Raw genomic sequence first — 26,407 nt, forward strand, 5'->3', positions numbered from 1 at the left:
CCGATTCCCGCCAGTGACGGCGGCTGCGGAGTGGCATCGTCGGTGCCGTGCTGCTCGACCACGACTCCTGTTACCGCGCCGTCGCCGCCAAGGACGCACGGTTCGACGGCCAGTTCGTCACGGCCGTGCGGACCACCGGCATCTACTGCCGCCCGTCCTGCCCGGTACCGCCTCCGCGCTCGCGCAACGTCGAGTTCCTGCGGACCGCGGCCGCCGCGCAGACCGCGGGCTACCGGGCCTGCCGGCGGTGCCTGCCCGACGCCGTCCCCGGCTCGCCGGAGTGGAACCTGCGCGCGGACGCCGCCGGGCGGGCCATGCGCCTGATCGCCGACGGCGTCGTCGAGCGCGACGGGGTCCCCGGGCTCGCGTCGCGGCTGGGCTACTCGCCCCGCCAGCTCGGCCGGATCCTCACCTCCGAGGTGGGCGCCGGGCCGCTGGCCCTGGCCCGCGCGCAGCGCGCGCACACCGCCCGCATCCTGGTCGAGACCACCCCGCTCGGGCTGGCCGACGTCGCGTTCGCCGCCGGGTTCGGCAGCGTCCGCCAGTTCAACGACACCGTCCGCGCCGTCTACGGCGTCCCGCCCTCGCAGCTGCGCGCCGAGGCCGCCCGCCGGTCGCGGACCCGTGAGCCCGGCCCGCCGGGTGCGCTGGTCCTGCGGCTGCCCTACCGGTCCCCGTTCGACCCGCACGGCCTGCTCGACCACCTCGCGGCCCGCGCCGTCGACGGCGTCGAGACCGTCACCGGCGGCACCTACCGGCGCACGCTGCGGCTGCCGCACGGACCCGCCGTCGTCGCGCTGGACCTGACCGCGCGGGCCGGGGCCGTGGTGGCGACGCTGCGGGCGTCCGACCCGCGGGACGTCGGGCCCGCGGTGTCCCGGCTGCGCCGGCTGCTCGACCTCGACGCCGACCCGCTCGCCGTCGACGCCGTGCTGGGCGCCGACGAGGCACTCGCCCCGCTGGTCGCCGCGACGCCCGGGATCCGGCTGGCGGGCACCGTCGACCCGGCCGAGACGGCGGTGCGGACGGTGCTGGGCCAGCAGGTGTCGGTCGCCGCCGCCCGCACCGCCGCGGCCCGTCTCGCGGCCGTGCACGGGACGCCGCTGCCCGCCGAGCTGCGCGACGACGACGGGCCGCACCTGCTGTTCCCCGGGCCGGAGACCCTCGCCGACGCCGACATCGCCGGGCCGGCGCGGCGGGCGTCGTCGCTGCGGGGGCTGTGTGCCGCACTCGCCGACGGCACCCTCGCCCTCGACCCCGGGCGCGACCCGGACGGGCTGCGCGCCGAGCTGTGCGCGCTGCCCGGGATCGGTCCGTGGAGCGCCGGCTACCTGGCCATGCGGGTCCTGGGCGATCCCGACGAGCTGCTCGCCTCCGACCTCGCGGTACGCCGCGGCGCCGAGGCGCTCGGACTGCCCGGCGACGAGGCGGCGCTGACCGCGCGCGCCCACGCCTGGGCCCCCTGGCGGTCCTACGCCGCCACCCATCTCTGGCGGGCCGCGACGTCCGCCGCCACCACCACTCCTCGGAGGAGCGCATGAGTACCGCAACGTGGTCCACACAGGACACCCCGGCCGGGCCGTTCACCGCCGTCGTCGACGACGACGGACACGTCCTCGCCTCCGGCTGGACCGCCTCGGTCGACGAGCTGCTCGCCCTGGTGCACCGCTCGCTGGCCCCGGCGACCGTGGTCGAGGGCGATCTCGGCACGGTCGGCGAGGCGGTCGAGCGCTACCACGGCGGCGACCTGTCGGTGATCGACGACGTGCCCGTCCGCCAGCGGTCCGGCCCCTACCGGGAGCTGGCGTGGGACGTGTTGCGGACCGTCCCCGCGGGGGCGCCGGTCACCTACACCGGCTACGCCGAGAAGACCGGCCGCCCCGCGGCGGTGCGGGCCGCGGCGGGCGCCTGCGCGTTCAACGCGGCGGCGCTGTTCGTCCCGTGCCACCGGGTGCTGCGCACCGACGGGAGCCTGGGCGGGTTCCGCTACGGCCTGGCCGTGAAGCGGTGGCTGCTGGAGCACGAGGCGGTCTGAGACCGCCGCGGCGGCCGCGGATCGCGCACCGCGGCCGCCGCGTGGCCGGTGGTCCGGGGCGGCGCCCCGGGTCAGCGCTCGGTGACCGGGCCGACCTGGATGCCGGCGTCGACGCCGATCGGTCCCCGGGCCAGGAAGCTGCCCGGGATGTCACCGCCGGGACCGTGCAGCGAGAACTCCAGCTCGTTCGCCCGGGCGGGCCCGGCGGAGTCGCGGACCTGCACGTCGAACTGCACGGGCTCGCCCGGCCCGAACTCGACTGCGCGGGTCTGGTCGCCGTAGGGCACCGCGACCTCGGAGGCGCGCGGCGAGCCGTTCAGGCTGAACACCAGGTCCGACGGCGATCCGGACAGCAGGCACGGCGACGTGCCCGGGGCCGCGCTGAGCACGACCGTGTAGTGGCGGTGCCCGGCGCTGCCCGGGGCCGGGTGGATGGTCGCCTGCTGGTTCGCCGGGCGGCAGGCGCTGGGCGCCGGGTCCCCCGCCGGCGTCGCGGGTGCGGCCGAGGCGACCCCGGCCGGGACGAGCACGGCCGCGGCGGCGACCGCCAGGGCGGCGGTGGTCGTGGCGGCCGTACGGCCGATGGTGCGGGCGAGTCGGGTGGTCATCACAGGTACCTCTCTCACTCTCGCGGTGCGCCCGGGCCCCCCGGCCCGGACCGTCGGCCCCCCGAAGGTCCGACACCGGGAAAGACGTGTGCATCGCGAACCGGTTCGCCCGGCGTGGCATCCGCCTCGCCGGGGCAACCCGGCCGGCCGACGGCCGTCCCCCGTGCGTGCCCGTACGAAACACCCGGCTCCGGACACGCCGCTGAGCTGCGGCGACGCGGAACTGTCAGGGGTGCGGTGCACGCTGCGGGGGTGGACGTCCTCAGCCTGCTCCTCGGATCGCTGCTAGGTGCGGCGGTCGCCGCCGCCGTGGTCTGGTCGGTGGCCGCCGCCCGGTTCCGGGCCGAGGCGGCCGAGGCGGCCCGGGCCGCCGCGAACACCGCCGCCACCACCCGGGCCGACGCGGCGGGCCTGCGCGCCGAGCGCGCCGCGCTGCTCGAACGGGTCGAGGAGCTGCACGAGTCCCTCGACGACGCGACGATCCGCGCCCGGCGGGCCGAGTCCGACGCCGCGGGGGCCACCGCAGCGCTGCGCGCCGAGCGGGAGGCCCGGGCCGGGGCCGAGGCCGCGACGGTGCGCCGCGAGGCCGAGCTGAAGGACTCCTTCGCCACGCTGTCGCAGGACGCGCTGGCCCGCAACAACGAGGCGTTCGTGGCGCTGGCGGAGAGCAGGCTCAAGGAGGCGACCGCCGCGCTCGCGGCGAAGGCCGACGGCGACCAGGCCGCCCGCGCGAAGGCCGTCGAGCAGCTGCTCGACCCGGTCTCGGCGGCGCTGGGCCGGGTCGAGGGACAGCTGCGGACGGTGGAGAAGGAGCGCGAGTCCGCCTACGCCGGGCTCCGCGAGCAGGTCAGGGCGATGGCGGCGAGCTCGGACAAGCTCGGCACCGAGACGAAGGCGCTGGTCAACGCGCTGCGGGCGCCGCAGGTGCGGGGCCGGTGGGGCGAGATGCAGCTGCAGCGGGTCGCGGAGATGGCCGGGATGCTCGAGCACTGCGACTTCTCCACCCAGGTGTCCGCCGCCGGGGAGGACGGCGGGGTCCGCCCGGACATGCTGGTCCGGCTCGCGGGCGGCAAGCAGGTCGTCGTCGACGCGAAGGTGCCGTTCGCGGCCTACCTGCAGGCGGTCGAGGCCTCGGACCCGGACGTGCACACCGAGCGGCTCGCGGCGCACGCCCGGCAGCTGCGCACCCACGTGGACCAGCTCTCGGCCAAGGCCTACTGGGAGTCGTTCGAGCCGACACCGGAGTTCGTGGTGCTGTTCGTGCCGGGCGACCCGTTCCTGGAGGCGGCGTTGCGCTCGGACCCGGGGCTGCTGGAGTACGCCTTCGGCCGCAACGTCGTGCTCTCGACGCCGACCACCCTCGTCGCGCTGCTGCGCACCGTCGCCTACGGCTGGAAGCAGGAGGCCCTGGCCCGCAACGCCGCCCAGGTGCACCGGCTCGGGCGGGAGCTGCACGGGCGCCTCGCGACGATGGGCACGCACGTCGCGAAGCTCGGCCGCAGCCTGGACGCGGTGGTGGACAGCTACAACCGGACCGTCTCCTCGCTGGAGGCGCGGGTCCTGGTGAGCGCCCGGAAGTTCACCGAGCTGCAGGTGTCCGACACCGAGCTGGGGACGCCCGCGACGGTCGACCGGACCCCGCGCGGCGTCTCCGCGCCCGAGCTGGTCGCCTCCGCCGGGGACTCGCTGGTGTCCCTGGAGGACCTCGGGCGGCCCGACCACAACCGGTCGGACGGCACCCGATCCGGCGGTGGCCGACCCGACGGCGCACATCCGGGCACGTTCGGCGACGGCGACACGGCACGCGACGAGGCGGCCGGGACACCGTGGCGGGAGGGGTTAGGCTGACCGGGTGACCACGGCCCGATCGAGCTCGGCCCGCCGGCCCGGCCGGGGGCCCGCCCCCGCGCGCGGTGGCTGGCCGGTGCGTGAGCGGTCCCTGCTCCCCCCGGTCCTCGGTGTCCCGCCGCTCGCGGCCACCGGTCTGGCCGTCGGCACCACCGCCCTCGGGGTCCTGGTGGACCTGCTGCGGATCGGCACCGTCGGCCGGGTGTTCGAGGTCTGCTACCTGCTCGGCTGCGTGCTCGCGGTGTCCTGGGTCCGCCGGCGCAGCCTGTTCCTGCCGGCCGTGCAGCCGCCGCTGCTGCTCGCCGTCGTCGTGCCGCTGGTCGCGGTGCTGATCGGCGCCCCGTCCGGCGGTGGCACGGCGCAGAGCCTGCTCATGGCGGGGGCCCCGCTGATCAACGCGTTCCCGGCGATGGCGGTGACCACGCTGGTCGTGCTGCTCGTCGCCGGTCTGCGCGTTCTGCGTCAGCGGCTCGGCCCGGACGACGCCGTCGGCCGGCTGCGGCAGCGCCTGGGCCGCGACCCGGGCGGGTACGACCCCGACGGCCCCGGCGGACGGACCCGGGCACCGCGCGGAGCGGGCACCTCGACGACGACCGCGGCCCGGTCCCGCACGACCGGCACCGCCCGCACCGGCTCGACGACCGGTACCGCCCGCACCGGCTCGGCCCCGACCGGTTCCGCCCGCCGCGACACGGCCCGCACCGGGTCCACCGGGCGTACCGGGTCCACCGGCACCGGGGTCTCCCGCACCGGCTCGGCGGCACGCTCCACCGGGACCGCGCGCTCCGGCTCCTCGCGCGCCGGCTCCTCCCGCTCCGAGCCCGACCGCGGGTCGACACGCGGCGCGACCGGCCGGACACGCCGCGACACCCGCTGACGGCCGTCCGGCGCAGCCACGGCCGTCCGGACGCATCCGCCCAGGTGGACGGCCGGAACGTACCCCGCAGACCGCCCGGGTGACGACGGATCGGACAATGGGAGCAACCCACTGCCCTCCCGAGCGTCTTCCCATCGGGGGCACGGCGTGACCCCGCCGCTCCCCGACGCACGCCGGAACCACTGGAGAGCCATGTCGACCACCCGCAGCCCCCGCAGGACGCGACCCGCGATCGTCGTCGCGCTGGTCACCGCGGCCGTCGCGCTGATCGGCGTCGGCACCGCGATCGCCGGGACCCCGGCCGCGCAGGCCTTCCGGGACCAGCCGCTCGTCGAGGGCACCCCGTGCACCGTCACGGCCCGCGCCTGCGTCGACCTGGACACCCAGCGCTCCTGGCTGCTCACCGACGGGAAGGTCACCCACGGGCCCGTCCCGGTCGCCATCGGCGGCCCGGGCAAGGAGACCCCGGTCGGCCACTCCCTGCGGGTCTACCGCAAGGAGCAGCTGCACAAGAGCGGCGAGTACACGATGACCAACGGCGAGCCCGCCCCGATGCCGTGGGCGGTGTTCTTCCAGGACGGCGGCATCGCCTTCCACGAGGGCCGTACCGACACCCCGTCGGCGGGCTGCGTCCGGCTCACCCCGGAGAACGCGAAGCTCTGGTTCGACACCCTGCAGATCGGCGACCAGGTGCAGGTCGTGTCGGCGAAGCAGGTCCAGGCGGACCGCGCCGCGGGCTGACCGCCCCCGTACACACGTGAGGCCCCGGACCGAGTCGGTCCGGGGCCTCCGTCGTGTGTGCCGCGGGTCAGTTCACCGGGGTCAGGCCCAGCGACCGGCCGCGCGGCGGGCGCAGCTCGCGGGGCAGCGAGAAGGTCAGCGTCTCCTCGGCGGTGTCGACCTCCTCGACCGAGCCGAAGCCACGCTCGGCGAGGTACTCCACGACACCCTGCACCAGGATCTCCGGGACCGACGCGCCGCTGGTGATCCCGACCGTCGTGACGCCGTCGAGCCAGGACTCGTCGATCTCGCGGGCGTAGTCGATCAGGTACGAGGCACCGGCCCCGGCGCCCAACGCGACCTCGACCAGGCGCACCGAGTTCGACGAGTTCCGCGACCCGACGACCAGCACGAGGTCGCAGCGCGGCGCCATCGTCTTCACCGCGACCTGGCGGTTCTGCGTGGCGTAGCAGATGTCGTCCGACGGCGGGTTCTGCAGCTTCGGGAACCGCTCGCGCAGCGCACGGACGGTGTCCATCGTCTCGTCGACGCTCAGCGTGGTCTGCGACAGCCACACGACCCGCTCGGGGTCGCGGACGGTCACGGAGTCGACGTCGGCGGCGGACTCGACGAGCTGGATGTGCTCGGGCGCCTCACCGGAGGTCCCCTCGACCTCCTCGTGCCCGGCGTGCCCGACGAGCAGGATGTCGTAGTCCTCGCGGGCGAACCGCTTCGCCTCCTGGTGGACCTTGGTCACCAGCGGGCAGGTCGCGTCGATGGTCTGCAGGTTCCGGCCCTTGGCCTCGTCGCGGACCGCGGGCGAGACGCCGTGCGCGGAGAACACGACGTGCGCGCCCTCCGGGACCTCCGACGCCTCGTCGACGAAGATCGCGCCGCGCTCGCGCAGCGTCTCCACCACGTGCTTGTTGTGCACGATCTCCTTGCGGACGTACACGGGGGCGCCGTACTGGTCGAGCGCCTGCTCCACCGCCTCGACGGCACGGTCGACGCCCGCGCAGTAGCCGCGGGGCTTGGCGAGCAGGACCTGCTTGGCAGAACCGGACATGGCCCCCAGGGTACGGACCGGTCCGGGAGCGGGCAGCCGTACGTGACCGGCCCGACCGGGTCCCGGCGCGCCCGGCGCGACAGGCGGCCGCGGATCAGGGGACAATGGCGTGCATGTCTCCGCTGCCGTTCCCCGTGCGGATCGCCGCCGGCCTCGTCGTGACCGCCGTCGAGCAGGCCCGAGAACTGCCGCGGCACGCCGTCGAGCTGCCGGTGACCGCGGTCAGCCAGGCGCTGCAGGTGTCCATGCGGCTCCAGCAGCGGATCACCGAGCTGGCGATCAAGGGCGACCGCGCGCTCGGCACCCTGCGCCCCGCCGACGACATCCCCAGCTGGGCGACCTTCGACGACGACCTGGCCGACGGCGCCGACCTCTCGCTGCCCGACCCGGAGCCGATCGCCCCGCCGCTGCCGCCCGCCGCTCCCCCGGCCGGGCGCAACGGCACCGTGTCGTCGCTGCGGCCCGCCCGCACCGGCATCCCGATCGACCGGTCGCCCGCGTCGCCGCGTCCGGCGTCGGCGTCGAACCGGGCCGAGGCGAGTGCGACCGCGCCCGCCGTGCTGCCCGAGTACCCGACGATGACCGTGCCCCAGCTGCGCGGCAAGCTCCGCACGCTGAGCCTCGACGACCTCGCGGACCTCCTCGCCTGGGAGACCGCACACGAGAACCGGCCGCCGTACGTCACGATGCTGACGAACCGGATCGCGACGGTGTCCGAGAACCGTTGAGCGCCACGACCTCCGAGGAGGACCCGTGGCCGGTCCGCACGGTCGCCCGCAAGATCGCCGAGTGGGTCGACCGGCTCGGCGCGGTGTGGGTCGAGGGCCAGCTCGCCCAGGTCAACGCCCGCTCCGGGACCGCGTTCCTGACCCTGCGTGACCCGGCCGCCGACATCTCCCTGCAGCTGACGGCGCCGTCGTCGCTGGTGCGCGACGCCGGCGGCGCCGTGACCGAGGGCAGCCGGGTGATCGTGCACGGCAAGCCGTCGTTCTACCTGGGGCGCGGCACGCTGTCGCTGCGCGTCGACCGGATCCGCGCGGTCGGGCTCGGCGAGCTGCTGGCCCGCATCGAGCGGCTGCGCAGGCTGCTCGCCGCCGAGGGGCTGTTCGACCCGGCCCTCAAGCGGCGCCCGCCGCTGCTCCCGCACACCATCGGCCTGGTCACCGGGCGCGACTCGGCGGCCGAGCACGACGTCGTCCGCAACGCGACCTCCCGCTGGCCCGCGGTGCGGTTCCGGATCGAGAACGTCGCCGTGCAGGGCGGGCTCGCCGTGGAGCAGGTCGTCGGCGCGCTGCGGGCCCTCGACCGGGATCCGGACGTCGAGGTCATCGTGCTCGCCCGCGGTGGCGGCAGCGTCGAGGACCTGCTGCCCTTCTCCGACGAGACGCTGTGCCGCGCCGTCGCCGCCTGCCGGACCCCGGTCGTGTCGGCCATCGGGCACGAGCCGGACACCCCGCTGGTCGACCACGTCGCCGACGTGCGCTGCTCCACCCCCACCGAGGCCGGACGCAGCCTGGTGCCCGACCTCGCCGAGGAGACCGCGCGGATCTCCGGGCTGCGCGACCGGGCCCGCCGCGCGCTGCACGGCTGGGTCGACCGCGAGCAGCACCGCCTCGACGACCTGCGACGACGGCCGGTGCTGGCCGACCCGCTGCGCATGGTCACCTCCCGGGAGGGCGAGATCGCCGACGCCCGCGCCGCCGCCCACCGCGCGGTGCTGCGCCGGCTGGACCGGTCGTCGTCGGAGCTGGAGCACCTGGGTGCCCGGCTCGCCGCGCTCGGCCCGACCGCGACCCTGGCCCGCGGCTACGCGATCGTGCAGCTCGCCGACCGCACCGACGACGACGTGCCCCCGCTGCTGCGGTCGGTCGCCGACGCGCCCGCCGGCACCGGCCTGCGGATCCGGGTCGCCGACGGCGCCGTCGCCGCCACCGTGACCACCACCCCCGACCCGGAGACCTGATGAGCGACCGACCGGCAGTGGAGACCCTGGGCTACGAGAAGGCCCGCGACGAGCTCGTGGAGGTCGTGCGCGCGCTGGAGGTCGGCGGCCTCGGCCTGGACGAGTCCGTCGCGCTGTGGGAGCGCGGCGAGGCCCTGGCCAAGCGCTGCGACGCCCAGCTCGCCGGCGCCCGCACCCGCATCGAGGAGAAGCTGGCCGACGCCGAGTCCGACGACGAGGCCTGAGCCTCCCGCACGGGATCCGGCGTCCCACACGGGTCCCGATCCGGTGTGGGACGCCGGATCCGGTGTGGGAGGTCATCGGGTCGGCAGCCTGGTCCGGAGGCGGGTCAGGAGGGCGGCGGGGTCGTCCAGGTCACGCCAGGTCCACCGGACGACGTGCAGTCCCAGGTCGCGGAGCCGGTCCTCGCGGATCTTCTCCTCGGTGATCACCTGGCCCGCCGTCCTCCCCGGTGGGAGCAGACGCCCGTACTTGATCTCGCCGTCGAACTCCCCGACGACGGGTGGACAGCCGTCCCACCAGAAGTCGACCGTCGCGAGCCACCGGCCGGCGGGGTCACGCACCTCGCGCTGCAGGTCGGGTGCGGGGAGTCCGGCGGTGTGGAACAGGACCCGGCTGCGCGACTCGCCGGGGCCCGCGGCGCGCCCGTCGGCGAACCGGGCGACGCGCACCGCGGCCGCCGTCCCCCGGCGACGGCGGTCCGGGCGGGCCGCGGTCAGGAGCTCCGCGGTCCCGAGCGCGTGTCGCCGGGCGAGAGCGTCCGCGACGACGACCGCCTGCCCGAACGGCACCGTCCTGGCGACGTCGACGACGGTGCGGGCGGGGCTGGTGACCGGGAGCCCGCGCACCCGGACCGTCTCCGCGGGGTCGAGGGGCAGCGCGTGGAGGACGAGGTCGTGCCCCCCTGCGGGCGCCGGTCGGCACCGACCGCGTGACGTGCACGCGGTCCAGCGGCACGTCCCAGGTCTCGGCGCCGTGCACGACCGCGGCGGAGACGTGGCTGACGACGGCGGGCGAGTCGAGCCGACGCAGCACACCGCGCACGGCGCGCTCGTGCGCGGTGACGAGCTCCTCCCCGCGCCCGCCGGGTCCCGTCACCGCCCCGGGCAGTACGGCACCGCGGTACATCCCGCGGCAGACCCGCACGATCTCCCCCGCGCCCAGGGCCTGCCGGATCTCGGCCTCGCTCATCCCCGCGGCGATCAGCTCCGAGCGCCGCACGGGCGTCGTACCGGGCAGGAGGTCCATGCCCCGACCCTGCCCGCCACACCCCGTCCGCCGGCCCCACCCGGGCCCCTGTGGACAACTCCCCGCGATGTGGACAACCACAACCCGTGTGGGACCGGTCCTCAGGACCCGGGCGGGTAGACGCGGGCGGTCGTCAGGGCGGTGGCCAGGGTGGTGAACTGCTCGTCCGACGCGGACCCCGTCACCAGGACGCGGACCTCCGGCCGGCCGGGCAACGTCGCGATCCGGAAGGGCTCGCCGCCCTCGGCGCCGTAGACCTCCCAGGTCAGGCCGCCCGCCTGCACGGTGCCGCGCATCGTCGGCGGGCCGTCGCCGCGGCCCGCGGAACCGGACTCGGTGGCGAGGACCCCCTCGACCGTGCCGTCGGTCTGGACCAGGCTCAGGAAGTCCGCGTCGGGGGTGACGAAGCCGATGCGCACGGCGGTGCCGCCGCCCTCCACCGGGCCGCGGTCGGTCGAGTTGACCCGGAACGGGACATCCGGCAGCCGCAGCGGGAAGGTCGAGCCGCGGGCGTACTCGGCGATCCGGGCCGGGGCGTCGACGGTGGGGGCCGACGCGGCGTCCTCGGCCGGGGTGCCGGGCGAGAACGAGCAGGACCCGCCGACCGAGAAGATCAGCAGGGCGACCGGGACGAGGATCAGGCAGGCCCAGATCAGGTCGCGCACCGACGTGTCGCCGCGCCCGGGCTTGTGCATCGCCTGCGGACCGGCCTCGGGGATCCGGCGGGTCACCGGAGGCGGCTGCGGCCTCCCGGACCGGGCCGCACCCGCGGGAGCCGCGGCGACGGCCGGGGTCTCGGCCGGGGCCGGACCCGCGTCGGGGCGAGCGCCCGGAGCCGACGCCGGGTCCGACGCCGGAACCGGGCCCGGGCCCGGTTCGTCGGCCGCAGCCCGACCGGCGGAGGCCGCCCCACCGGGGGACGCGTCCCGGTCGGCGGCCCCGGCGGTACCGGAGGTCTCGGCCGGGTCCGGGACAGCCGGGGGCCCGGCGGGCTCCGAGGAGTCCGGCGACGGCGTTCCCGGGTCAGGTCGTGCGCTCACGTGTCCATCGTCCCAGGCATGGCGTCGGTCGCTCATCACTGCTCCCCCGGCGTCCCGCGTGCGAGGATCGCCGGGCGCCTCCCCGTACGCCCGTGGGAACCCGGACGAGGGGACGTCGCCGACGAGCACGCCGCCCGTGAATGGAGACGTATCCGTGAGCCAGCCCGCCAGCCCCGCCACCCCCCGCCGTCGTGAGGCGCCCGACCGCAACCTGGCGATGGAGCTGGTCCGGGTCACCGAGGCCGCCGCGATGGCCGCGGGCCGCTGGGTCGGCAAGGGCGACAAGAACGGCGGTGACGGTGCCGCCGTCGACGCCATGCGCCAGCTCATCTCCTCGGTGTCGATGCGCGGCGTCGTCGTCATCGGCGAGGGCGAGAAGGACGAGGCCCCGATGCTGTTCAACGGCGAGGAGGTCGGGAACGGCGAGGGCCCGTTCTGCGACGTCGCCGTCGACCCCATCGACGGCACCACGCTGATGGCCAAGGGCATGCCCAACGCGCTGGCCGTGCTCGCCGTCGCCGAGCGGGACGCCATGTTCGACCCGTCCGCCGTCTTCTACATGGAGAAGATCGCGGTCGGGCCGGAGGCCGCGGACGTCATCGACATCACCGCACCGGTCGCGGAGAACATCCGCCGGGTCGCGCGGGCCAAGGAGATCGACGTCGCCGACGTCACCGTCTGCGTGCTCGACCGCCCCCGCCACGAGCAGATCGTCACCGAGATCCGCGAGGCCGGAGCCCGCATCGCCTTCATCTCCGACGGCGACGTCGCCGGTGCCATCGCCGCCGCGCGTCCCACCTCGGGCGTGGACATGCTCTACGGCGTCGGCGGCACCCCGGAGGGGATCATCACCGCGGCCGCGCTGAAGTGCATGGGCGGCGAGATCCAGGGCCGGCTGTGGCCCAAGGACGACGCCGAGCGCGAGAAGGCCCTCGCCGCGGGCCACGACCTCGACAAGGTCCTGACCACCGCCGAGCTCGTGCGCGGCGAGAACGTCTTCTTCTGCGCCACCGGCATCACCGACGGCCCGCTGCTGCGCGGCGTCCACTACCGGGGTGGCGGCGCGACCACCCAGTCGATCGTGATGCGGTCGAAGTCCGGCACCGTCCGGCTGATCGACGGCTACCACCGTCTCACCAAGCTGCGCGAGTTCTCCTCCGTCGACTTCGACGGCGTCGAGGGCGAGGCCCCGCCGCTGCCGTGAGGTTAGGCTCACTTAACACTGCGGGACGGGTCGTGGAGGAGTAGACCTTCGCCCATGAGCGAGGACTTCCGCATCGAGCACGACACCATGGGCGAGGTCCGGGTCCCCGCCGACGCGTTGTGGCGGGCCCAGACCCAGCGCGCGGTGGAGAACTTCCCGATCTCGGGCCGCGGCCTGGAGCGCGCCCAGATCCGCGCACTCGGCCTGGTCAAGGCGGCCGCGGCCCGGGTGAACGGCGAGCTGGGCGTACTGGACGACGACCGGGCCCGCGCGATCGCCGCGGCCGCCGACGAGGTGGCCGCGGGCGGGCACGACGACCACTTCCCGGTCGACGTCTTCCAGACGGGCTCGGGCACGTCGTCGAACATGAACGCCAACGAGGTGATCGCCTCGCTGGCCGCCCGCGCCGGCACCGACGTGCACCCGAACGACCACGTCAACGCCTCGCAGTCGTCGAACGACGTCTTCCCGACGACCATCCACCTCGCCGCCACCGAGGCGCTGGCGACCGAGGTCGTCCCGGCGCTGCAGCACCTCGAGGCCGCGCTGCGCCGCCGCGCGGCGGACTGGTCGGAGGTCGTGAAGGCCGGCCGCACCCACCTCATGGACGCCGTCCCGATCACCCTCGGCCAGGAGGCCGGCGGCTGGGCCAGCCAGGCCGGCTACGGCGCCGACCGCGTCCGCGACGCGCTCCCCCGCCTCGCCGTCCTGCCGATCGGCGGGACCGCGGTCGGCACCGGGCTCAACGCTCCGGACGGGTTCGGCGCCGCCGTGGTCGCGAAGCTGCGCGAGGCGACCGGCCTGGAGCAGCTCGCCGAGGCCACCGACCACATCGAGGCCCAGGGCTCCCGCGACGGCCTGGTCGAGGCCTCCGGCGCGCTGCGCACCGTCGCCGTGTCGCTCTACAAGATCGCCAACGACCTGCGCTGGCTGTCGTCCGGTCCGCGCACCGGGCTGGCCGAGATCCACCTGCCGGACCTGCAGCCGGGCAGCTCGATCATGCCGGGCAAGGTCAACCCGGTGATCTGCGAGGCCACGATGATGGTCTGCGGGCAGGTCATGGGCAACGACGCCACGGTCGGCTTCTCCGGCAGCCAGGGCAACCTGGAGCTGAACGTGATGATGCCGGTGATGGCGCGCAACGTGCTGGAGTCCGCCCGCCTGATCGCGAACGCGGCGCGGCTGCTCGCCGACAAGGTCGTCGACGGGATGGAGGCCGACCTCGAGCGCACCCGCGAGTACGCCGAGTCCTCGCCGTCGATCGTCACCCCGCTCAACTCCAGGATCGGCTACGAGGAGGCGGCGGCCATCGCGAAGCAGGCACTGACGGAGCGCCGGACGATCCGCGAGGTCGTGATCGAGCGCGGGCACGTGGCGAACGGGACGCTCACCGAGGCCGAGCTGGACCGCGCCCTGGACGTGCTGGCGATGACCCGCGGCGAGAAGCGCTCCTGACCCCCGGCTGCGCCCGGTCACCGGCCGGGCGCACCGGGTCAGTCCATCCGCTGTTCACCTCCGCGTCCCCGTTCGGTCCACATCGACGTGACACCGTGTGTGCGTCAGTCGATCACTGTCACTCGAACGGACTCACCCATGCCCGACCAGCGCTTCGCGTACGTCCCCGTGCACGATCTGCGCACCGGCCGCGTCGCCGGGGTCGAGGTCGTGCCGCGCCGCCCGCACGACGCGGTGGCCGTGGTGGCCCGCGACCGCGGCTGGGACGCCCGCCGGATCGCCGAGCTCGACGCCGGCACCGCGGTCTCCGCGGTCGCGTCGGCCCGCGCGTACGGCGGGACGGTCCCGATCCAGGTCGACGTCGCCGCGGACACCGTCCTGCACGCACGCGGCCGGCTGCGCGCCATGCTCGGCGACGCCACCGACCCGGTCGCCCCGCTGCTGGAGGTGGGTCCGCCGATCGCCGCCGCCGCGCCGGCCGAGCACCTCGTCCCGGCGCTGGCCGAGCTGCGGCGGTGGGGCTTCCGGATCGGGCTCGACGGGGCCGGGCGCGCGTTCGGTCCCGAGGTGGTGGCCGCCGTCCGGCCGGACGTGGTGAAGCTGGAGCCCGACCTCTGCGGCGGGGTGCTCGACGCGGGCACCGGTGCCGCCGTCCGCGCGGTCATCGAGGTCTCCCGCACGGCCGGGGCGCCGGTCGCCGCGACGGGCGTCCACGACGCGGGCAGGCTGGCCGCGCTGTTCACGATCGGCGTCGCGTTCGCCCAGGGCCCGCTGCTGGGCGGGACGCGCGCCGCCCCCGAGGCCGACCCCGCCACCCGCGCGGAGCTGCTCGGCCTGCTGAGCGCGGCGCCGCAGCCGTTCACGACCGGGTCCGCGCCGCCCGCCCCCGAGCGCCCCGCGGCGCCCCGGCCGGCCGGTCCCCCGGTGCGCGGGCTCGCCGTGCCGGCCGTGACCCTGCCCGACGACGCCGTCGGCGACACCGCCCGCGAGGCGCTGCGCGCCCGCCCCGACTCGGCCGGGATCGTCCTGGTCGACCGGGCGCACCGGCCGGTCGGCTACCTCGACCGCAGCCGCGTCCTGCTCCAGCTGGCCGGCAGGTTCGGGCACGCGCTGTGGGCCGAGAAGCCGGCGGCCGAGCTGGCGGACCCGCCGCGCACCGTCGACGAGCGGACCCCGCTGCACCGCGCGATGGAGATCGGTCTGTCCGGCGACCCGGCCCGCGGCTACGACGACCTGGTCGTCGTCGCACCGGACGGCACCTGCCGCGGGGTCGTCCCGGTCGCCGAGCTGTGGCGCCGCGCGATCCTGCCGCCCGCCGCGTCCGGCCCGCGCCCCGTCCCGGTACCGCAGGCCGCGCGCACCGCCTGATCCGACGACGCGCGAACTGTCGGGGGTCGCTGCTTCACTGACCCCGTGCTGTTCACCGACGTCGTCACCACTTCGGCCGCGGTCGGGGCGACCCGCGCGCGCAAGGAGAAGACCGCCGCGCTCGCCGGGCTGCTGCGCACCGCCGCGCCGGCCGAGGTCGTGCCGGTCGTCGCCTGGCTGTCCGGGGTCCCCCGGCAGGGCCGGATCGGGACCGGCTGGCGGACCCTGTCGGGCGTCGACGTGCCGGCCGCGGCGGAGCCGTCGCTGACGGTGGAGCGGGTCGACGCACTGCTCGACGAGCTGGCCGGCACCGCGGGGACCGGCTCGGCGGCCCGGCGCCGCGAGCTGCTCACCGAGCTGTACGGCGCCGCGACCACCGAGGAGCAGCGCTTCCTGCACCGCCTGCTCACCGGCGAGCTGCGCCAGGGCGCCCTCGAGGGGCTGATGGTGGACGCCGTCGCCGCCGCCTCCGAGGCACCCGCGCCCGCGGTGCGCCGCGCGTTCATGCTGTCCGGCCGGCTGCCGGAGACCGCGGCCACCGCGCTGACCGGCGGACAGGACGCGCTCGCCGCGATCGGGCTGGAGGTGGGCAGGCCGATCCGGCCGATGCTCGCCTCCCCCGGCGACTCGCTCGACGCCGCGCTGGCCGGGCTCGGCACCGACGTCACCGTCGAGCACAAGCTCGACGGCGCCCGCATCCAGGTGCACCGCCGCGGCGACGAGGTGCGGGTGTGGACGCGCACGCTGCGCGAGATCACCGACGGGGTGCCCGAGCTGGTGGAGCTGGTGCGCGGGCTGCCGTGCGACACCGCGGTGCTCGACGGCGAGACCCTCGCCCTCGACGACGACGGCCGCCCCCGCCCGTTCCAGGACACGATGAGCCGATTCGGCACCGAGGAGCGGGTACCGGACGTCCTGCTGTCGCCGTTCTTCTTCGACCTGCTCCACCTCGACGGCCGCGACCTGGTCGACGAGCCCGCCGAGGTCCGGCTCGACGCGCTCGCCGGGCTGCTCGCCGCGGACACCCACGCCGCGCTGCGGATGCCGGGGGTGCGGCGGCCGTCGCCGGAACAGGCGGCCGCGGTCCTCTCCGAGGCGCTGTCGGCGGGGCACGAGGGCGTCGTCGTGAAGGACCTGGCCGCGCCGTACGCGGCCGGGCGGCGCGGCAAGGCCTGGCAGAAGGTGAAGCCGGTGCACACCCTGGACCTGGTGGTGCTGGGCGCCGAGTGGGGCTACGGGCGGCGGACCGGGTCGCTGTCGAACATCCACCTCGGCGCCCGCGACCCGGACGGCGGGGAGCCGGTGATGGTCGGCAAGACGTTCAAGGGGATGACCGACGAGCTGCTGGCCTGGCAGACCGCGACCTTCCCGGAGTACGAGACGGCGCGCGAGCCCGGCGTGGTGCACCTGCGGCCCGAGCTCGTCGTCGAGATCGCACTCGACGGCGCGCAACGCAGCACCCGCTACCCGGGCGGGGTCGCGCTGCGCTTCGCCCGGGTGCTGCGCTACCGCCCGGACAAGACCCCGGCCGAGGCCGACTCGCTGGAGGCGGTGCGGGCGCTGCTGTCGGGCTGAGCGGCCGCGGCGCCGTCGCGGGCCACCGGGACCGTGCCTGCCGGGTCGGCGCGCAGCACGCTGACGGCGAGGACCCGGCCGTCGTCGCCGGTCAGGGTGCGTTCGGCCCCCAGCAGCGGGGCACCGGCGGCGACGCCGAGCAGCGCCGCCGAGTCGGGGTCGGCGGGCACCGGGCCGGACCGGGTGCCGGCCCGCGCGGGACGCAGCCCGGCGTCGGCGAGCTGCCGGTCGAACGGGCCGGTCCCGGGCACCGCGAGCAGCAGCGCCGCGGCCTCGGTGGCCAAGTAGTGGGTCTCCAGCACCGCGCCGCCGCCGGCCGTCGCCGAGACGCACTCGGTGCGCAGGCACGGCGTGCCGACGGGGACGCCGAGCCAGTCGGCGAGCACGTCGGGCGCGGCGATCCCGGTGCGTTCGAGGTAGCGCGGGACCCGGGTGCCCGTGCCCGTGACGGCGGTCCGGCCGGGGTAGTGCGGGCGGGCGACGATCCGGTGCGCGGTCGGCCCGGGCCGCAGCAGCCCCTCCTCGCGGAGCAGCCCCAGCGCGGCGCGGACGGCGCTGCGCGGCACACCGTGGCGCACCATCAGCTCGTCCTCACCGGGCAGCAGGTCCCCGGGGCGCGCGCGCCCGGCGACGGCGATGCGCAGCAGGTCCCGGAGCCGGCGCGCGTCGGACGCCCGCACGTGGTGGGACGGCGACGGCACCGGCATGTACCCGACGGTAGGCACACGGGGTTGCCCGGCGGTTCCCCTCACATGACGGACGCGTGACAACGCCCCGGGGCGTAGCATCCCGACATCGTGCGCTTCCTCGACGACCGCCGGCCCGAGCACGACCTGACCTACGACGACGTCTTCCTCGTCCCGCGCCGTTCCACGGTGACGTCCCGGTTCGACGTGGACCTCACCGCCCCGGACCGCTCCGGGGCCACGGTGCCGGTCGTCGCGGCGAACATGACCGCCGTCGCCGGCCGCCGGATGGCCGAGACCCTCGCCCGCCGCGGCGCCCTGACGGTGCTGCCGCAGGACGTGGCGACCGACGCCGTCGCGGAGATCGTGACCTGGATCAAGTCCCGGCACCCGGTGTGGGACACCCCGCTGGTGCTGCGCACCTCCGACGCGGTGGCCGACGCGCTGAACCTGCTGCCCAAGCGGGCCCACGACGCCGTCGTGGTCGTCGACGACGGCGGCCGCCCGGTCGGGACCGTGTCCGAGGCGCACTGCGCGGGGGTGGACCGCTTCACCCGGCTCGCCGACGTCCTCGACCCCGACCCGCTGGCGCTGCCGCTGGGCACCGAGCCGCGGGATGTGTTCGAGCGGCTCGACGCCGGTCGGAAGGCTGTGGCGCTCGGCCTCGACGGCGACGGCCGTCTCGCGGGCCTGCTCACCCCGCTCGGCGCGATCCGGGCCGGGATCTACTCCCCCGCCCTCGACGGCGCGGGCCGGCTGCGCACCGCGGCCGCGATCGGCATCAACGGCGACGTCGCGGTGAAGGCGAAGGCCCTGCTCGACGCCGGTGTGGACGTGCTCGTCGTCGACACCGCGCACGGCCACCAGGAGAAGATGCTCGACGCGCTCGGCGCGGTCCGCCGTGTGGTCGACCAGGCCGGGGCCGCGGTCCCGGTCGCCGCCGGCAACGTGGTCACCGCCGAGGGCGTCGCCGACCTGGTCGACGCGGGCGCCGACATCGTCAAGGTCGGCGTCGGCCCCGGCGCCATGTGCACGACCCGGATGATGACCGGCGTCGGGCGCCCGCAGTTCTCCGCGGTCGCCGAGTGCGCCGCCGCGGCCCGCGAGCGCGGCGCCGTCGTCTGGGCCGACGGCGGGGTGCGCCACCCGCGCGACGTCGCACTCGCCCTCGCCGCGGGCGCGGCCTCGGTGATGATCGGCTCCTGGCTGGCGGGCACCTACGAGTCCCCCGGCGACCTGCTGCGCGACGAGCACGGCCGCGCGTACAAGGAGTCGTTCGGGATGGCGTCCAAGCGCGCGGTCAGCGCCCGCACCCGCGGGGACAACGCGTTCGACCGGGCCCGCAAGTCACTGTTCGAGGAGGGCATCTCGTCCTCGCGCCAGCGGCTGGACCCGGACCGGCCGGGCGTGGAGGACGTGCTCGACGAGATCTGCTCGGGCGTCCGCTCGGCGTGCACCTACGCGGGCGCGCGCTCGGTCGACGAGCTGCACGAGCGCTCCGTCGTCGGGGTACAGACCACCGCCGGGTTCACCGAGGGCACCCCGCACGGCCTCTGAGCCACCGCTTGACCCGGGGCGTGATCCGGCGCACGGTCGGGTCATGGCCGCCCCCACGCAGGACACCACCACCAGCAGCTCCGGTACCGCCGCCCTCGGCGGCGGTGGTACCGGCGGTCTGCCCACGCCACCGACGTTCGCCACCTCCGCCGAGGAGCGGCTGCACCGCAAGCAGCAGCTCGCCGGCGCGTTCCGGATCTTCGGCCGGTTCGGCTTCGGCGAGGGCATCGCCGGGCACATCACCGTGCGCGACCCGGAGGACCCGGAGATGTTCTGGGTCAACCCGTTCGGCATGAGCTTCCGGCACATCCGGGTCTCGGACCTGATCATGGTCGACCACCACGGCACGGTCCGGCACGGGAACCGCCCGGTGAACCAGGCCGGGTTCGTCATCCACTCGGCCGTGCACGCCGAGCACCCGCACGTCGTCGCGGCCGCCCACGCCCACTCGGTGTACGGCAAGGCGTGGTCGTCGCTGGGCCGCCCGCTGGACCCCATCACCCAGGACGCCTGCGCCCTCTACGAGAACCACGGCGTCGTCCACGAGGGCGCGGGCGCGGTCGTGCTCGACCCGGAGGCGGGCCGGGCGCTGGCCCGCGGCCTGACCGACCGGAAGATGGTGTTCCACCAGAACCACGGGATCTTCTCCGTCGGTGAGACCGTCGCCGAGGCCGCCTGGTGGTTCATCTCGACCGAGCGCAACTGCCAGGCGCAGCTGCTCGCCGAGGCCGCGGGGACGCCGACGCTCGTCGACCACGCCAACGCGCGGTTCACCGCCGAGCAGACCGGTACCCCCTACGCCGGCTGGTTCTCCTACCAGCCGCTGTGGGACGAGGTCGTCCGTACCGACCCGGACCTGTTCGACTGAGCACACGGCCCCCGTCCGCGGCTGCGGACGGGGGCCGGGCCCGGCACCTCAGGAGTTGGGTCCCTCCAGCATCTCCGTGACCAGCGCGGCGATCGGCGAGCGCTCGCTGCGGGTCAGCGTGACGTGCGCGAACAGCGGGTGGCCCTTGAGCTTCTCGATGACGGCGTTGACGCCGTCGTGCCGCCCGACGCGCAGGTTGTCGCGCTGCGCGACGTCGTGGGTGAGCACGACGCGCGACGCCGTCCCGAGCCGGGACAGCACCGTGAGCAGCACGTTGCGCTCCAGCGACTGCGCCTCGTCGACGATCACGAAGGTGTCGTGCAGCGAGCGGCCGCGGATGTGGGTCAGCGGCAGGACCTCCAGCAGCCCGCGGGCGATGACCTCGTCGATGACGTCCTGGCTGACCATCGCGCCCAGGGTGTCGAAGACGGCCTGCGCCCAGGGCTGCATCTTCTCGACCTCGCTGCCGGGCAGGTAGCCGAGGTCCTGCCCGCCGACGGCGTAGAGCGGCCGGAAGACGACGATCTTGCGGTGCTGGCGTCGTTCCAGCACCGCCTCCAGACCGGCGCACAGCGCGAGCGCCGACTTGCCCGTCCCGGCGCGGCCGCCGAGGGAGACGATCCCGACCTCGTTGTCCAGCAGGAGGTCCAGCGCGATCCGCTGCTCGGCCGAACGGCCGTGCAGCCCGAACGCCTCCCGGTCCCCGCGCACCAGCTTGACCCGCTTGTCCGCGGTGACCCGCCCGAGCGCGTTCGACGCCCCGACCAGCCGCAACCCCGTGTTGCAGGGCAGGTCGCGGGCCTCGTCGTGGTCGATGACGCCGTCGCGGAACAACGCGTCGACGTCCTCGGGGGTCACCTCCAGGTCGGTCATCCCGGTCCAGCCGGAGAACAGCACGTCCTGGCCGTGGTACTCGTCGGCATCCAGACCGACCGCGGCGGCCTTGACCCGCAACGGCATGTCCTTGGTGACCAGCGTGACGTCCGCCGGCGCGGCCGGGTCCGCCTTGAGGTTCAGCGCGCAGGCCAGGATCCGCGAGTCGTTCGAGTCGGTGCGGAACCCGGCCGGCAGGACCGTGGGGTCGGAGTGGTTCAGCTCGACGTGCAACGTGCCGCCGGACTCGCCGATCGGCACGGGTGCGTCGAGACGGCCGTGCTTGACGCGCAGCTCGTCGAGCTGGCGCAGCGCGGTCCGGGCGAACCAGCCCAGTTCGGGGTGGTGACGCTTGGCCTCCAGCTCACTGATGACGACGAGCGGCAGGACGACCTGGTGCTCGTCGAAACGCTGCAGCGACCAGGGGTCGGACAGCAGCACGGACGTGTCGAGCACATAGCAGCGGGTGGTACCTGCCGGTGCGTCCCCGACGGACCCCTGGGGTGCGGAGGTCGGGTCGGTGAGGGCGGGACGACGATCGGTCACGGGTGCTCCCTCGCAGGCGCGGCACCGCGCCTGCTCTGCGTCGGGCCGGCCGGCCCCGGTGCGGGCCGCGACGACGCGGAGGGACCATGGCGGTCCTCCGGCCGGCACGCCCGCAAGGGCCGGGTGCCGGCCCTCTCGGGTGCGTGTGACACCACTCCAGGGCCTCCCGAACGGGCCGCATCGGGTACAGCCCGTCGTCATGGACGCTACTAGTGGTCACCCTCGTGCGGTCAATAGCAACTCTCCGTCGGATCCCTACGTTGACCCCTGATGGAACAGTCGTAACGCGCCGTTCATCGTGTGATCGGTACCGTCCGACGTCGGATCGGGTATCAGCACCTCGTTCGGTGGCGAGCCGTTCGGCTCAGCCGAGGCGCGGCGGACGGAGTACTCCGACCGCGGCGGGGGGCGGTCCACCGCGTTCCGGACCGGGCGCGGCGCCACCGTCGGTGACCAGATCCGACGGCAGGACCGGGGTGTCGAGCAGCGTCGCCAGCGCGGCGGCGGGGCCCTCCGGGTCGGTGGCGAGCCGGGCGCGCACGAGCGGGCCGCCCTCGGCGTAGGTGACCGGGTAGGTGCGCCACTGGGGGTGGTCGAGGAAGTCGAGCATGCGCCGCGCCCGGTCGTCGTCGACCAGCAGCCAGCGCGACAGGTGGGCGAGCACCGCGTCGGGGCCGGCGCCGTCGACGTGACGCATGAGGGCGGCGTCGAGCCGGACCCGGCCGAGCAGGTCCAGCTCCCGTTCGATCCGCTCGGCCGCCGGGCCGTCGAGGTGCACGCCCGCGCCCGCGAGGACGCGTTCGGCGACCGCGCCCCAGCCGGGGCCGGGCACCACGGCGACGGCGGCCTCCGCCGCTCCCTCCGCGACCAGCCCCTGCGGGCTGTGGACCAGCCGCAGTGCCAGCTCCGGGTACCGCGCCGATGCGACCTCGGCCCGGCAGTACTGCAGGTGGTGGCCGGGATAGGCCTCGTGGGCGAGCAGCGGCAGCAGCGACCCGGCCCGCACCCGGCCCGTCGTCGCGACCGAGATCCGGCTGCGCAGGCCGCCGCGGTAGCAGGTGAATGCCGTCCAGGGGCGGGCGCCGACGAGGTCGACGTCGGCGTGCTCGCCGTCCGGGAGCCCCAGCGTGTCGCGGGTGCGGCGACGCAGCTCGGCGACGACGGCGGTGACCGCACCGGCCAGTCGTTCCGCCGGGAGGACGTCGGCGGCCCGGTGGTCCCGCATCCGGGCGGCCAGTGGGCCGCGCCCGGGCAGCACCGTCGCCAGTCTGCGGTGCGCCTCGTGCAGCTCGTCCGGCTCGCTGCGGCGCGGGAGCACCCCGAACAGGTCGCGGACCTGCTCGACGTAGCCGACGTCCTCGCCGGCGAGCAGCCGGGCCCGGCACCGCAGCGCGACCAGGAGCGCGTCCAGGTACCGGCGACGACCGTCCGGGAGCCCCGCCGCCGCGACCTCCGCACGCAGCCGCCCGGCCGTGACGACCAGCGCCGCCGGGTCCTGGACCGGCTCCGCGGCCACCCGCCGGGCGATCGACGGGTACGGCGGCGGCCCGTCCAGCACACCCGGCCGCAGCCGGTCCACCCGCGACGCGAGCTCCGCCGTCGCGTGCAGCAGGTCCATCCCCGGAGCGTAGGCGGGCTCGGAGCGGAACGACGGCGAGGGCCGCCGGTGACGCGTCCGTTCGGACGTACCCGACCACGCAGGGTGCACGATCCGTGTCCGCGACAGCTCGGTCGCACGGGACCGGAACAACCTATTTGGGGAGTATCGGAACCGTCAGTGAAAGTGTACCTCGATAGGGTCACGAGATTTGTTTCGCAGGAATAACAGCGGTAGCTTTTCTCGCAGTCGGTACGGGCTCCCCCTCGTCAGCGTGCCGGCACGCGTGAGACCGGCTTCGGGCGGACTCGAGACTCAACAGGAGAAAACTGTGCTGAAGAAGGCTGGAATCGTGGTTGCGGCCTCCGCCGCGTCCCTGCTCGCCCTGTCCCCGCTCGCCTTCGCCGGCGACAAGGACGGCGACCACGGCCACAAGGGCGGCCACCACCACGGTGCCGAGAACGTCATCGACAAGGACGCCAAGGGCCTCATCGCCGGCCTGAACGGCAACAACGTCAACGTGCCGATCCAGGCCTGCAACAACAACGTCCCGGTCAACGTGCTGGGCGTGCAGGTCCCGGTCGAGGACGCCTCCGCCCTCAACGGCGTCACCGGCGCCCTGGGCATCCTGGGCAAGGCCCAGGCCAAGTCGGGCGACTCGACGACCGACCAGTCGGACAACTGCGGCCAGGAGGCCGGCGCCGGCGACTCGATCGGCCGATCTCCTTGCAGATCTGAGAATGCCCCGGAGCTTCTGCTCCGGGGCATTCTCGCGTTCCGACCCGAGTCCACTCCCGAGTGACCGGGATTCCGTCGGGTCACCGTTTTCCGACCCCCGGCGGACGTGCTCACCCCGTCGTGTCGAGACCTGCGGGCGCTACTCCGATTCCTTGGCTGCGCGACCACGCTCCGTGCACGAAGCCCGTCTCCCCTCGTGCCCGGCTGTCCTCGCCCCCCGGCCGCGCTACCACCCGGCGACACCCGCGCCCGGCGGCCCTCCTGCCGCCCGACCTCCTTCACGCCGGCGGCCGTGAGGCCGTCCGACTTCCCAGCGTCCTCGCACGCGACTGCCGCTCAGCCGCCCTGCGGCCGTCGGTCGCGACAGATCGGGTCGCCCGGCGTCCCAGCGGCCTCGCGCCCGGCCACCTCCGGCGCCCCGACTGCCCCGGCCGCCCGACGGCCCCCCGCGGCCGACCGCCCCCGCGTCGACCGCCGCCGTCCCGGCCCGTCCGCGCTACGTCCGGCGCTCACGACCTCGTACGAGACGCCGGACGTCGGACGCCCCCATGATCGCCGGTTGTGGAGCGGAACGTCCGCGTCGCGGACGCCTGACTCCACAACCGGTGATCATGCGGCCGGACCAGGAGCCGAACCGGGTCGCCCACACCGGTTCGGCACCTGCGGCACCTCGGGTTCGCCCGCCGACCTGCGCCCCGCTCCGGCGCGGCCCACCTCTGAGGCCCACCTCCGAGGCCCACCCCGCTCGACCGTCCCGGCCGGCGCCGAACCCGTGAAGGCGATGCCCACCCGCGCGGCGGGCCGCACAGCCGGTTCCCGGGTGCCGTCGACACCGGCCGCACGCCTCCCCCGAACGGCTCCCACCCCGCTGCCCCGACCGCCGCAGCGCCGACACGCCCGCACGCCACGCCGACCGCGCTGCGATTGCGGTGACGAATCCCCAGGTACACGAATGGTTCGCCGACTCCCCCGAAGAATTACGCAGGGTCAGATTGTCGAGCGCGAAAGCGTCCGTTAGATTGACACGCAGTCGATGCGGGCTCCCTGGTTCGAGCGTCGACAGGTACTGAGAGTTGCGCACCTTGGTCGGGCGCGCTCTCCGACTAACAGGAGACGGACTGTGCTGAAGAAGGCTGGAATCGTTGCCGCGGCCGGCGCCGCGTCGCTCGTCGCGCTGAGCCCGCTCGCGTTCGCGGGTGAGCACGGCGGCGACACCTACATCAAGGACAGCGGTAACACCAAGTCCCACGAGAGCTACTTCAGCGGCAACAAGGCCAAGGCCTCGACCGTCGAGGACTCCGAGGGCGTCGCGCAGAAGAACAGCGCCGGCCTGGTGAACCTGTCCAACAACAACATCAACGTCTCGCCGCAGGCCTGCGGGACCGCCCTCAACGGCAACAGCCTGGTCCAGGGTGCCCTGGGCGGTCTGTTCAGCGAGGCGTACAACAAGTCGGGCGTCAAGTCGGACAACAGCGTCGACTGCACCAACGCCGCCGACAACGGCGACAAGGTCGACATCGACGGTGGCAAGCACCACGGCGGTGGCAAGTAAGACCTCGCGTCACCGACGCGCGGAAGGCCCCGGGAGTCCGCTCCCGGGGTCTTTGCCGTTTCCAGGGACCGCGATCTCCGTTTTCAGGGCCTATATAACGAGCGAGTCGGCCGGAGGTTACGGTCGATCTGAGTTCATCCGCCGAAACGTCGGTGCCGTGCGCCGAAGTCGCGCAGTGCCCGCAGGAAATCGACGCGGCGGAACTCAGGCCAGTAGGCCTCGCAGAACCAGAACTCCGAATGGGCCGACTGCCACAGCAGGAACCCCGACAGCCGTTGCTCGCCGCTGGTCCGGATGACGAGGTCCGGGTCGGGCTGTCCGGAGGTGTAGAGGTGCTCCGCGATGTGGTCGACGTCGAGCGACTCCGCGAGCTCCTCGATCGTCCGTCCCGCCTCCGCCTGGGTCAGCAGCATCTTGCGGACGGCGTCGGCGATCTCCTGGCGGCCGCCGTAGCCGACGGCGACGTTCAGCTGGATGCCCCCGCGGTCGCTGGTACGGGCGACCGCCGCGGTCAGCCGGTCGGCCAGGCTGCTCGGCAGCAGCTCCATCGCGCCGACCACCCGCAGCCGCCACGGGGTGTCCGGGCCGGAGAGGTCGTCGACGACCCCGGCGATGATCTCCAGGAGGTCCTTGAGCTCCTCCGGGGAGCGGGTGTCCAGGTTGTCGGTGGACAGCAGGAACACCGTGACGACCTCGACGCCCGCCTCGGAGCACCAGCCGAGCATCTCGGCGATCTTCGCCGCGCCGGCACGGTGCCCCTCCGCGGGGTCGGCCAGACCGGCCTCCCGCGCCCAGCGGCGGTTGCCGTCGAGGATGAGCGCCACGTGCCTGGGCTGCTCGGCCCCCGCGATCTGACGCAGGATCCTGCGCTCATACACCGTGTAGAGCAGGTCTCGGAGGGCCACGTACAGGGAGCCTAGTCCCGGGTGTGGCGTTCGTCCGCCGGACGGGACCCCCGCCGTCGCGACCCGTAACGTCGGGGT

24 protein-coding genes and 1 pseudogene are annotated in these 26,407 nt (G+C 75.2%); 16 read left to right on the top strand and 9 right to left on the bottom strand.

Features of this window, described 5'->3' with window-relative positions:
* The first annotated feature begins 47 nt into the window (after positions 1 to 47).
* Positions 48 to 1,541: an AlkA N-terminal domain-containing protein gene (locus KPL60_RS23360; RefSeq protein WP_226355258.1), complete on the top strand. Its 1,494-nt coding sequence runs from the start codon at positions 48 to 50 to the stop codon at positions 1,539 to 1,541.
* Positions 1,538 to 2,035, top strand: a complete 498-nt coding sequence (locus KPL60_RS23365) for a methylated-DNA--[protein]-cysteine S-methyltransferase (RefSeq protein WP_226355257.1) — start codon at positions 1,538 to 1,540, stop codon at positions 2,033 to 2,035. Before KPL60_RS23360 ends, KPL60_RS23365 begins: the two co-directional genes overlap by 4 nt.
* 71 nt (positions 2,036 to 2,106) lie before the next feature.
* On the opposite strand, the gene KPL60_RS23370 is transcribed toward KPL60_RS23365, so the two are convergent.
* Positions 2,107 to 2,643 (bottom strand): hypothetical protein, encoded by a 537-nt coding sequence (locus tag KPL60_RS23370; protein WP_226367203.1) that lies wholly within the window; start codon positions 2,641 to 2,643, stop codon positions 2,107 to 2,109.
* A gap of 252 nt (positions 2,644 to 2,895) precedes the next feature.
* Between KPL60_RS23370 and KPL60_RS23375 the strand changes: the two genes are divergently transcribed.
* The 3 genes from KPL60_RS23375 to KPL60_RS23385 all read left to right on the top strand — a co-directional run bounded on the left by KPL60_RS23375 (position 2,896) and on the right by KPL60_RS23385 (position 6,109).
* The gene (locus KPL60_RS23375) at positions 2,896 to 4,491 is read left to right on the top strand and encodes a DNA recombination protein RmuC (RefSeq protein ID WP_226367204.1); all 1,596 of its coding nucleotides are present in this window, start codon (positions 2,896 to 2,898) and stop codon (positions 4,489 to 4,491) included.
* A gap of 4 nt (positions 4,492 to 4,495) precedes the next feature.
* Entirely contained in the window at positions 4,496 to 5,368 is an 873-nt protein-coding gene (locus KPL60_RS23380) for a DUF6542 domain-containing protein (RefSeq protein WP_226367205.1), read from the top strand.
* A 192-nt stretch (positions 5,369 to 5,560) separates the two neighbouring features.
* Positions 5,561 to 6,109, top strand: a complete 549-nt coding sequence (locus KPL60_RS23385) for a L,D-transpeptidase (protein ID WP_226355253.1) — start codon at positions 5,561 to 5,563, stop codon at positions 6,107 to 6,109.
* Between the two features lie 67 nt (positions 6,110 to 6,176).
* Here the strand turns inward: KPL60_RS23385 and KPL60_RS23390 are convergent, their stop codons facing one another.
* Positions 6,177 to 7,154 carry a 4-hydroxy-3-methylbut-2-enyl diphosphate reductase gene (locus tag KPL60_RS23390; RefSeq protein ID WP_226367206.1) on the bottom strand — a complete coding sequence of 326 codons (978 nt, stop codon included), beginning with the start codon at positions 7,152 to 7,154 and terminating at the stop codon, positions 6,177 to 6,179.
* Positions 7,155 to 7,267: 113 nt separating this feature from the next.
* Between KPL60_RS23390 and KPL60_RS23395 the strand changes: the two genes are divergently transcribed.
* The 3 genes from KPL60_RS23395 to KPL60_RS23405 are packed head-to-tail and all read left to right on the top strand — an operon-like array spanning position 7,268 to position 9,341.
* Entirely contained in the window at positions 7,268 to 7,882 is a 615-nt protein-coding gene (locus tag KPL60_RS23395) for a lipid droplet-associated protein (RefSeq protein WP_062400380.1), read from the top strand.
* Positions 7,879 to 9,117 carry an exodeoxyribonuclease VII large subunit gene (xseA, locus tag KPL60_RS23400; protein ID WP_226355250.1) on the top strand — a complete coding sequence of 413 codons (1,239 nt, stop codon included), beginning with the start codon at positions 7,879 to 7,881 and terminating at the stop codon, positions 9,115 to 9,117. Before KPL60_RS23395 ends, xseA begins: the two co-directional genes overlap by 4 nt.
* Positions 9,117 to 9,341: an exodeoxyribonuclease VII small subunit gene (locus KPL60_RS23405; RefSeq protein WP_100879661.1), complete on the top strand. Its 225-nt coding sequence runs from the start codon at positions 9,117 to 9,119 to the stop codon at positions 9,339 to 9,341. The genes xseA and KPL60_RS23405 overlap by 1 nt, the downstream gene beginning before the upstream one ends.
* Before the next feature lie 72 nt (positions 9,342 to 9,413).
* Here the strand turns inward: KPL60_RS23405 and KPL60_RS23410 are convergent, their stop codons facing one another.
* The 3 genes and pseudogenes from KPL60_RS23410 to KPL60_RS34845 all read right to left on the bottom strand — a co-directional run bounded on the left by KPL60_RS23410 (position 9,414) and on the right by KPL60_RS34845 (position 11,405).
* Entirely contained in the window at positions 9,414 to 9,965 is a 552-nt protein-coding gene (locus KPL60_RS23410) for a hypothetical protein (RefSeq protein WP_226367294.1), read from the bottom strand.
* Between the two features lie 283 nt (positions 9,966 to 10,248).
* Positions 10,249 to 10,365, bottom strand: a pseudogene (locus tag KPL60_RS35200) (hypothetical protein); the annotation flags it as partial.
* Between the two features lie 101 nt (positions 10,366 to 10,466).
* On the bottom strand, positions 10,467 to 11,405 hold the full coding sequence (locus KPL60_RS34845) for a DUF4245 family protein (protein WP_226367207.1): 939 nt from the start codon (positions 11,403 to 11,405) through the stop codon (positions 10,467 to 10,469).
* A 217-nt stretch (positions 11,406 to 11,622) separates the two neighbouring features.
* Here KPL60_RS34845 and glpX point away from each other — a divergent pair, with 217 nt between their 5' ends.
* The 4 genes from glpX (at position 11,623) to KPL60_RS23440 (ending at position 17,007) form a co-directional block, all read left to right on the top strand.
* Positions 11,623 to 12,609 carry a class II fructose-bisphosphatase gene (gene glpX, locus KPL60_RS23425; protein ID WP_226356644.1) on the top strand — a complete coding sequence of 329 codons (987 nt, stop codon included), beginning with the start codon at positions 11,623 to 11,625 and terminating at the stop codon, positions 12,607 to 12,609.
* 54 nt (positions 12,610 to 12,663) lie between these two features.
* A complete protein-coding gene (locus KPL60_RS23430) occupies positions 12,664 to 14,064 on the top strand; it encodes a class II fumarate hydratase (RefSeq protein ID WP_226367208.1) in 1,401 nt (466 codons plus the stop codon).
* A 138-nt stretch (positions 14,065 to 14,202) separates the two neighbouring features.
* Positions 14,203 to 15,432, top strand: coding sequence for an EAL domain-containing protein (locus KPL60_RS23435; RefSeq protein ID WP_226367209.1), 1,230 nt, complete (start codon positions 14,203 to 14,205; stop codon positions 15,430 to 15,432).
* 45 nt (positions 15,433 to 15,477) lie between these two features.
* Positions 15,478 to 17,007, top strand: a complete 1,530-nt coding sequence (locus KPL60_RS23440) for an ATP-dependent DNA ligase (RefSeq protein WP_226367210.1) — start codon at positions 15,478 to 15,480, stop codon at positions 17,005 to 17,007.
* Here the strand turns inward: KPL60_RS23440 and KPL60_RS23445 are convergent.
* Positions 16,938 to 17,714, bottom strand: coding sequence for a UTRA domain-containing protein (locus KPL60_RS23445; protein ID WP_226367211.1), 777 nt, complete (start codon positions 17,712 to 17,714; stop codon positions 16,938 to 16,940). The two genes, KPL60_RS23440 and KPL60_RS23445, sit on opposite strands and share 70 nt — an antisense overlap.
* A gap of 90 nt (positions 17,715 to 17,804) precedes the next feature.
* On the opposite strand from KPL60_RS23445, the gene KPL60_RS23450 reads away from it, so the two are divergent.
* Positions 17,805 to 19,250, top strand: coding sequence for a GuaB1 family IMP dehydrogenase-related protein (locus KPL60_RS23450; RefSeq protein ID WP_226367212.1), 1,446 nt, complete (start codon positions 17,805 to 17,807; stop codon positions 19,248 to 19,250).
* Positions 19,251 to 19,293: 43 nt separating this feature from the next.
* Positions 19,294 to 20,118, top strand: a complete 825-nt coding sequence (locus KPL60_RS23455; protein WP_226355242.1) for a class II aldolase/adducin family protein — start codon at positions 19,294 to 19,296, stop codon at positions 20,116 to 20,118.
* Positions 20,119 to 20,166: 48 nt separating this feature from the next.
* Here KPL60_RS23455 and KPL60_RS23460 read toward each other — a convergent pair whose 3' ends face one another.
* Positions 20,167 to 21,447 (bottom strand): PhoH family protein, encoded by a 1,281-nt coding sequence (locus tag KPL60_RS23460; RefSeq protein WP_062400360.1) that lies wholly within the window; start codon positions 21,445 to 21,447, stop codon positions 20,167 to 20,169.
* A 454-nt stretch (positions 21,448 to 21,901) separates the two neighbouring features.
* Complete coding sequence (locus KPL60_RS23465) at positions 21,902 to 23,155, bottom strand: DUF885 domain-containing protein (RefSeq protein WP_226367213.1); 1,254 nt, start codon at positions 23,153 to 23,155, stop codon at positions 21,902 to 21,904.
* Positions 23,156 to 23,486: 331 nt separating this feature from the next.
* Between KPL60_RS23465 and KPL60_RS23470 the strand changes: the two genes are divergently transcribed.
* Both KPL60_RS23470 and KPL60_RS23475 read left to right on the top strand, forming a co-directional pair.
* Positions 23,487 to 23,936, top strand: coding sequence for a hypothetical protein (locus KPL60_RS23470; protein WP_226367214.1), 450 nt, complete (start codon positions 23,487 to 23,489; stop codon positions 23,934 to 23,936).
* A 1,056-nt stretch (positions 23,937 to 24,992) separates the two neighbouring features.
* Positions 24,993 to 25,424 carry a hypothetical protein gene (locus KPL60_RS23475; protein WP_226355240.1) on the top strand — a complete coding sequence of 144 codons (432 nt, stop codon included), beginning with the start codon at positions 24,993 to 24,995 and terminating at the stop codon, positions 25,422 to 25,424.
* A 134-nt stretch (positions 25,425 to 25,558) separates the two neighbouring features.
* Here KPL60_RS23475 and KPL60_RS23480 read toward each other — a convergent pair whose 3' ends face one another.
* Positions 25,559 to 26,329, bottom strand: coding sequence for an isoprenyl transferase (locus tag KPL60_RS23480; RefSeq protein ID WP_208818822.1), 771 nt, complete (start codon positions 26,327 to 26,329; stop codon positions 25,559 to 25,561).
* Between the last annotated feature and the right edge of the window lie 78 nt (positions 26,330 to 26,407).

It is taken from the genome of Pseudonocardia sp. ICBG162, from assembly GCF_020496225.1.
Classification (GTDB): domain Bacteria; phylum Actinomycetota; class Actinomycetes; order Mycobacteriales; family Pseudonocardiaceae; genus Pseudonocardia; species Pseudonocardia alni.

Coding starts and splice junctions, on each gene's coding strand:
- KPL60_RS23365 (WP_226355257.1), top strand. CDS start 1,538: ATGAGTACCGCAACGTGGTCCACACAGGACACCCCGGCCGGGCCGTTC.
- KPL60_RS23370 (WP_226367203.1), bottom strand. CDS start 2,643: ATGACCACCCGACTCGCCCGCACCATCGGCCGTACGGCCGCCACGACC.
- KPL60_RS23385 (WP_226355253.1), top strand. CDS start 5,561: ATGTCGACCACCCGCAGCCCCCGCAGGACGCGACCCGCGATCGTCGTC.
- KPL60_RS23390 (WP_226367206.1), bottom strand. CDS start 7,154: ATGTCCGGTTCTGCCAAGCAGGTCCTGCTCGCCAAGCCCCGCGGCTAC.
- KPL60_RS23395 (WP_062400380.1), top strand. CDS start 7,268: ATGTCTCCGCTGCCGTTCCCCGTGCGGATCGCCGCCGGCCTCGTCGTG.
- KPL60_RS23405 (WP_100879661.1), top strand. CDS start 9,117: ATGAGCGACCGACCGGCAGTGGAGACCCTGGGCTACGAGAAGGCCCGC.
- glpX (WP_226356644.1), top strand. CDS start 11,623: ATGGAGCTGGTCCGGGTCACCGAGGCCGCCGCGATGGCCGCGGGCCGC.
- KPL60_RS23430 (WP_226367208.1), top strand. CDS start 12,664: ATGAGCGAGGACTTCCGCATCGAGCACGACACCATGGGCGAGGTCCGG.
- KPL60_RS23435 (WP_226367209.1), top strand. CDS start 14,203: ATGCCCGACCAGCGCTTCGCGTACGTCCCCGTGCACGATCTGCGCACC.
- KPL60_RS23445 (WP_226367211.1), bottom strand. CDS start 17,714: ATGCCGGTGCCGTCGCCGTCCCACCACGTGCGGGCGTCCGACGCGCGC.
- KPL60_RS23455 (WP_226355242.1), top strand. CDS start 19,294: ATGGCCGCCCCCACGCAGGACACCACCACCAGCAGCTCCGGTACCGCC.
- KPL60_RS23465 (WP_226367213.1), bottom strand. CDS start 23,155: ATGGACCTGCTGCACGCGACGGCGGAGCTCGCGTCGCGGGTGGACCGG.